The sequence below is a fragment of the Streptococcus sp. F2 genome (assembly GCF_056500955.1).
In genome coordinates this window covers 1-7,246 of sequence record NZ_JBWKAI010000047.1, presented here as the reverse complement: position 1 = coordinate 7,246, position 7,246 = coordinate 1, and the positions used below count along the sequence as shown (strand labels likewise).

Here is a 7,246-nt window from a genome sequence, read left to right as displayed (position 1 = left end):
TCAGAAATATTTATCAGCTATCGCTGATAAACGAAATAGAATTCCTAGGAAATCTTTAAATTATCGAACACCATATCAGGTTTTTCTGAGTTACGTAAAATGTCTAGCTTAATTTGACAATTTGGGAAGAAAAATTAAAACATATTAAACTAATTTCGGAGGTCATTAAAAATATTAGTGAAATCATCAAACTCATTATGAATTCAATTTAAACTTTTTATTTTAGGAGGCAAAAATGGATAAGAAATACTCAATAGGGTTGGACATCGGTACGAATAGCGTCGGATGGAGCGTGATCACCGATGACTATAAGGTTCCATCCAAGAAAATGAAAGTTCTTGGCAATACTGGCAAACAAACTATCAAGAAAAATTTGCTGGGAGCTCTACTATTTGATAGTGGAGAGACTGCTGAAGCGACGCGCCTGAAGCGGACAGCTCGCAGAAGGTATACACGTCGAAAGAACCGGATTCGCTATCTGCAAGAAATTTTTGCAAATGAGATGGCGAAAGTAGATGATAGTTTCTTCCATCGACTTGAAGAGTCTTTTTTGGTGGAAGAAGACAAGAAGCATGAACGTCATCCTATTTTTGGAAATATAGTAGATGAAGTTGCTTATCATGAGAAATATCCAACTATCTATCATCTGCGAAAAAAATTGGCAGATTCTACTGATAAAGCGGATTTGCGCTTAATCTATTTGGCCTTAGCGCATATGATTAAGTTTCGTGGTCATTTTTTGATTGAGGGAGATTTAAATCCTGATAATAGTGATGTGGACAAACTATTTATCCAGTTGGTACAAACCTACAATCAATTATTTGAAGAAAACCCTATTAACAAAAGTGGAGTAGATGCTAAAGCGATTCTTTCTGCACGATTGAGTAAATCAAGACGATTAGAAAATCTTATTGCTCAGCTCCCCGGTGAGAAGAGAAATGGCTTATTTGGGAATCTCATTGCTTTATCATTGGGATTGACCCCTAATTTTAAATCAAATTTTGATTTGGCAGAAGATGCTAAATTACAGCTTTCAAAAGATACTTACGATGATGATTTAGATAATTTATTGGCGCAAATTGGAGATCAATATGCTGATTTGTTTTTGGCAGCTAAGAATTTATCAGATGCTATTTTACTTTCAGATATCCTAAGAGTAAATAGTGAAATAACTAAGGCTCCCCTATCAGCTTCAATGATTAAGCGCTACGATGAACATCATCAAGACTTGACTCTTTTAAAAGCTTTAGTTCGGCAACAACTTCCAGAGAAGTATAAAGAAATCTTCTCTGATCAGTCAAAAAACGGATATGCAGGTTATATTGATGGGGGAGCTAGCCAAGAAGAATTTTATAAATTCATCAAACCAATTTTAGAAAAAATGGATGGTACTGAGGAATTATTGACGAAACTAAATCGTGAAGATCTGCTGCGCAAGCAACGGACCTTTGACAACGGCTCTATTCCCCATCAAATTCATTTGGGTGAGCTGCATGCTATTCTGAGAAGACAAGAAGAGTTTTATCCATTTTTAAAGGAAAACCGTGAAAAGATTGAAAAAATTTTGACCTTCCGAATTCCATATTATGTTGGCCCATTGGCGCGTGGTGATAGTCGTTTTGCTTGGATGACTCGGAAGTCTGATGAAGCTATTACTCCATGGAATTTTGAAGAAGTTGTCGATAAAGGTGCGTCTGCGGAAGCATTTATCAAAAAAATGACCAATTTTGATGAGTATCTTCCTACTGAAAAGGTATTGCCAAAACACAGTCTGCTCTATGAATATTTTACGGTTTATAATGAATTGACAAAGGTCAAATATGTGACAGAGGGAATGCGAAAACCAGAATTTCTTTCAGGAAAGCAGAAAGAAGCCATTGTTGATTTACTCTTCAAAACAAATCGAAAAGTAACCGTTAAGCAATTAAAAGAAGATTATTTCAAAAAAATAGAATGTTTTGATAGCGTTGAAATTTCAGGCGTTGAAGATCGATTTAATGCGTCATTAGGTACCTACCATGATTTGCTAAAAATTATCAAAGATAAAGATTTTTTGGATAATGAAGAAAATGAAGATATTTTAGAGGATATTGTTTTAACATTAACTTTATTCGAAGATAAGGAAATGATTGAGGAACGACTTAAAAAGTATGCTAACCTCTTTGATGATAAGGTGATGAAACAGCTTAAACGTCGCCATTATACTGGCTGGGGGCGTTTGTCTCGAAAATTGATTAATGGAATTAGAGATAAGCAATCTGGCAAAACAATATTAGATTTTTTGAAATCAGATGGTTTTGCCAATCGCAACTTTATGCAGCTTATCAATGATGATAGTTTAACATTCAAGGAAGCTATTCAAAAAGCACAGGTGTCTGGACAAGGCCATAGTTTACATGAACAGATTGCTAACTTAGCTGGCAGTCCTGCTATTAAAAAAGGTATTTTACAGACTGTAAAAATTGTTGATGAACTGGTCAAAGTAATGGGGTATAAGCCAGAAAATATCGTTATTGAAATGGCACGTGAAAATCAGACAACTCAAAAGGGCCAGAAAAATTCGCGAGAGCGTATGAAACGAATCGAAGAAGGTATCAAAGAATTAGGAAGTCAGATTCTTAAAGAGCATCCTGTTAAAAATACTCAATTGCAAAATGAAAAGCTTTATCTCTATTATCTACAAAATGGAAGAGATATGTATGTTGACCAAGAATTAGATATTAATCGTTTAAGTGATTATGATGTCGATCACATAGTTCCACAAAGTTTCATTAAAGACGATTCAATAGACAATAAGGTCTTAACGCGTTCTGATAAAAATCGTGGTAAATCGGATAATGTTCCAAGTGAAGAAGTAGTCAAAAAGATGAAAAACTATTGGAGACAGCTTCTAAACGTCAAGTTAATCACTCAACGTAAGTTTGATAATTTAACGAAAGCTGAACGTGGAGGTTTGAGTGAACTTGATAAAGCTGGTTTTATTAAGCGGCAATTGGTTGAAACTCGTCAAATTACCAAGCATGTGGCACAAATTTTGGATAGCCGAATGAACACTGAACGTGATGAAAATCATAAAACTATCCGGGAAGTTAAAGTGATTACCCTAAAATCCAAACTTGTTTCTGATTTCCGAAAAGATTTCCAATTCTATAAAGTACGTGAGATTAACAATTACCATCATGCCCATGATGCTTATCTGAATGCAGTAGTCGGATCAGCTCTGATTAAGAAATATCCAAAACTTGAATCGGAGTTTGTCTATGGTGATTATAAAGTTTATGATGTTCGTAAAATGATTGCTAAGTCTGAGCAGGAAATAGGCAAAGCAACCGCAAAACGTTTCTTTTACTCTAATATCATGAACTTTTTCAAAATAGAAATTACACTTGCAAATGGAGAGATTCGCAAACGCCCTCTAATCGAGGTCAATGAAGAAACCGGTGAAATTGTTTGGAATAAAGAAAAAGACTTCGCCACTATTCGAAAAGTATTGTCCATGCCACAAGTCAATATTGTCAAGAAAACAGAAGTACAGACAGGTGCACTGACTAATGAATCAATTTATGCTAGAGGAAGTTTTGATAAATTAATCAGTCGTAAACATCGTTTTGAGTCCTCTAAATATGGAGGATTTGGCAGCCCGACTGTTACTTATAGTGTGTTAGTAGTTGCGAAATCCAAAGTTCAAGATGGAAAAGTAAAAAAAATAAAAACTGGAAAAGAATTAATTGGGATTACATTATTAGATAAACTAGTTTTTGAAAAAAATCCATTAAAATTTATTGAAGATAAGGGATACGGAAATGTTCAAATTGATAAGTGCATTAAGTTACCTAAATATAGCCTCTTTGAATTTGAAAATGGCACTCGAAGAATGCTTGCTAGTGTTATGGCGAATAATAATAGCAGGGGAGATTTGCAAAAAGCAAACGAAATGTTTTTACCGGCGAAGTTGGTAACACTGCTATACCATGCACACAAAATTGAGAGTTCTAAAGAATTGGAGCATGAAGCATACATTTTGGACCACTATAATGATTTGTATCAATTGCTGAGCTATATAGAACGATTTGCTTCATTATACGTGGATGTTGAAAAGAACATTTCTAAAGTAAAAGAACTTTTCAGCAACATTGAAAGCTATTCTATTTCTGAAATTTGTACCTCCGTTATTGATTTATTAACACTTACAGCAACCGGTGCTCCTGCAGATTTTAAATTCTTAGGCACAACAATTCCACGAAAACGTTATGGTTCTCCCCAGTCTATTCTCAGTTCTACCCTTATCCATCAATCCATCACCGGTCTTTATGAAACACGCATTGATTTGAGTCAGTTAGGAGGTGACTGATGGCTGGTTGGCGAACGGTTGTGGTAAATACCCATTCAAAATTATCGTATAAGAATAATCATCTGATTTTTTAGGATGCCTATAAAACTGAGCTTATCCACCTGTCAGAAATTGATATTTTGTTATTAGAAACGACGGATATTGTCTTGTCCACTATGCTGGTAAAACGGCTAGTGGATGAGAATGTCCTTGTAATATTCTGTGATGATAAACGATTACCAACAGCTATGCTGATGCCTTTTTATGGTCGTCATGATTCGAGTTTACAGCTTGGGAAACAAATGTCCTGGCCAGAAGCAGTCAAATCGGAGGTTTGGACGACGATTATTGCTCAAAAGATTTTGAATCAATCTTGCTATCTAGGAGCATGGTCCTATTTTGAAAAATCCCAGTCTATTATGGATTTATATCATGGTTTGGAAAATTTTGATCCGAGTAATCGAGAAGGGCATGCAGCGAGAATTTATTTTAATACACTTTTTGGGAACGATTTCTCAAGAGATTTGGAGCATCCAATCAATGCAGGTCTGGATTATGGTTATACCTTATTATTGAGTATGTTTGCGCGTGAAGTGGTTGTGTCTGGATGTATGACTCAGTTTGGGCTCAAACACGCCAATCAGTTTAATCAGTTCAATTTTGCTAGCGATATTATGGAACCATTTAGGCCTTTGGTGGATAAGATTGTTTATGAAAATCGAAATCAGCCATTTCCCAAAATAAAGAGAGAGTTATTTACCTTGTTTTCGGACACCTTTGTATACAACGGTAAAGAAATGTATCTCACGAATATTGTTAGCGATTATACTAAAAAAGTTGTCAAAGCTCTGAATAATGAAGGGAAAGGAGTTCCTGAATTTAGGATATGAGTTATAGATATATGAGAATGATACTTATGTTTGATATGCCGACGGACACTGCTGAGGAACGTAAAGCCTATCGAAAATTTCGGAAATTTTTACTTAGTGAAGGGTTTATCATGCATCAATTTTCTATTTATAGTAAGTTGCTGTTGAATAACACAGCTAACAATGCCATGATTGGTCGGCTGAGGGAGCATAATCCTCATAAAGGAAATATTACATTACTAACGGTCACGGAAAAACAGTTTGCACGAATGATTTATTTACATGGTGAGAGAAATAATTGTATTGCAAACTCCGATGAGAGACTTGTATTTCTTGGGGAGGCTTTTGATGAATCTTAATTTTCCCTTACTAGATGAACCAATTCCATTAAGAGGCGGTACAATTCTTGTGCTCGAAGATGTCTGTGTGTTCTCAAAAATAGTGCAACATTGTTACCAATATGAGGAAGATTCTGAACTTAAATTTTTTGATCACAAGATGAAAGCCATCAAAGAATCAGAAATCATGCTTGTAACAGATATTTTAGGATTTGATGTTAACTCCTCAACCATTTTAAAATTGATTCATGCAGATTTAGAATCTCAATTTAATGAGAAACCCGAAGTGAAATCGATGATTGACAAATTGGTTGCTACGATTACAGAACTGATTGTCTTTGAATGCTTAGAAAATGAATTAGATTTAGAGTATGATGAAATCACAATCCTGGAATTGATTAAGTCCTTAGGAGTAAAAGTAGAAACGCAAAGTGATACTATTTTTGAAAAATGTCTAGAGATACTTCAAATTTTCAAATATCTCACTAAGAAAAAGTTGCTAATTTTTGTCAATAGCGGAGCTTTTCTAACAAAAGATGAAGTGGCTAGTTTACAAGAGTATATATCATTGACAAATTTAACAGTTCTCTTTTTAGAACCACGTGAACTATATGATTTTCCGCAGTATATTTTAGATGAAGACTATTTCTTAATAACTAAAAATATGGTATAATATTCTTAATAAATGCAGTAATACAGGGGCTCTTCAAGACTGAAGTCTAGCTGAGACAAATAGTGCGATTACGAAATTTTTTAGACAAAATAGTCTACGAGGTTTTAGAGCTATGCTGTTTTGAATGGTCCCAAAACACAAGTCACCATTTTCGAATAGCTGTACTTGTTTTAGAGCTATGCTGTTTTGAATGGTCCCAAAACAGTGAGGGAACGTGCTCAGGAAAATAGTGAGTTTTAGAGCTATGCTGTTTTGAATGGTCCCAAAACTTACTTACACCGCAACTAAAAAACCAATTTGTTTTAGAGCTATGCTGTTTTGAATGGTCCCAATTCAATATCGTCCATGGTAACTTGAGAGAGGAATAAAGACAACATCCTTAAGCCTTTCTATTCTTTCTATTAAAACGTTTTCATGTTATAATAGTCAAAAGGAGAAGGAGGGTAGAGCGATGGAACAAACATTTTTTATGATTAAGCCCGATGGGGTTAAGCGAGGGTTAGTTGGAGAGGTTTTGCGGCGGATTGAGCGTCGAGGATTTACGTTTGATCGATTAGAGCTAAGACAAGCTAGTCCGGAACTCTTGGCTAAGCACTACGAAGCCTTGGTAACTAAACCATTTTATCCTGAGCTTGAAGCTTACATGACAAGTGGTCCTGTTTTAATTGGGGTGCTGTCGGGAAATCGGGTGATTTCCTCTTGGAGAACCATGATGGGGGTAACTAATCCTAAGGATGCTCTTCCCGGAACCATTCGGGGTGATTTTGCCCAAGCTCCTGGTGATGATGGAGGTATTTTTAACGTGGTGCATGGGTCTGATTCAAGAGACTCTGCTAGGCGTGAGATTGCCCTTTGGTTTAATCAAGCTGAACTTGATAGCTCTGCTATTTTTCCGAAAGATAATCAGTACACGCCAAACGCATGAAGAAACTTTTGTTTTCAGAAAACTAGATTCATAATGACAAAATCAATCAAAGTAGTACACTATAGATGAGGTGACTACGATGATTGATTTTATTATTGCTATTGATAATTG

General features: G+C 35.5%; 4 protein-coding genes and 2 pseudogenes. All 6 read left to right on the top strand.

Features of this window, described 5'->3' with window-relative positions; all coding sequences use genetic code 11:
- Positions 1–112 (top strand): annotated as a pseudogene (locus ACYTR8_RS09860) (IS30 family transposase); the annotation flags it as partial.
- Between the two features lie 123 nt (positions 113–235).
- Positions 236–4,351: a type II CRISPR RNA-guided endonuclease Cas9 gene (gene cas9, locus ACYTR8_RS09855; RefSeq protein WP_479642091.1), complete on the top strand. Its 4,116-nt coding sequence runs from the start codon at positions 236–238 to the stop codon at positions 4,349–4,351.
- Positions 4,351–5,220, top strand: a pseudogene (gene cas1 / locus ACYTR8_RS09850) (type II CRISPR-associated endonuclease Cas1). Before cas9 ends, cas1 begins: the two are co-directional and overlap by 1 nt.
- Positions 5,217–5,558: a CRISPR-associated endonuclease Cas2 gene (cas2, locus tag ACYTR8_RS09845; RefSeq protein ID WP_011106805.1), complete on the top strand. Its 342-nt coding sequence runs from the start codon at positions 5,217–5,219 to the stop codon at positions 5,556–5,558. Before cas1 ends, cas2 begins: the two are co-directional and overlap by 4 nt.
- The gene (gene csn2, locus ACYTR8_RS09840) at positions 5,548–6,210 is read left to right on the top strand and encodes a type II-A CRISPR-associated protein Csn2 (RefSeq protein ID WP_032462934.1); all 663 of its coding nucleotides are present in this window, start codon (positions 5,548–5,550) and stop codon (positions 6,208–6,210) included. Before cas2 ends, csn2 begins: the two co-directional genes overlap by 11 nt.
- 451 nt (positions 6,211–6,661) lie before the next feature.
- Entirely contained in the window at positions 6,662–7,135 is a 474-nt protein-coding gene (ndk, locus tag ACYTR8_RS09835) for a nucleoside-diphosphate kinase (RefSeq protein WP_479642090.1), read from the top strand.
- Positions 7,136–7,246 lie beyond the last annotated feature (111 nt).

What these genes read in the sequence shown, in the direction of transcription:
- csn2 (WP_032462934.1), top strand. Translation starts at nt 5,548, where the DNA reads ATGAATCTTAATTTTCCCTTACTAGATGAACCAATTCCATTAAGAGGC.
- cas9 (WP_479642091.1), top strand. Translation starts at nt 236, where the DNA reads ATGGATAAGAAATACTCAATAGGGTTGGACATCGGTACGAATAGCGTC.
- cas2 (WP_011106805.1), top strand. Translation starts at nt 5,217, where the DNA reads ATGAGTTATAGATATATGAGAATGATACTTATGTTTGATATGCCGACG.
- ndk (WP_479642090.1), top strand. Translation starts at nt 6,662, where the DNA reads ATGGAACAAACATTTTTTATGATTAAGCCCGATGGGGTTAAGCGAGGG.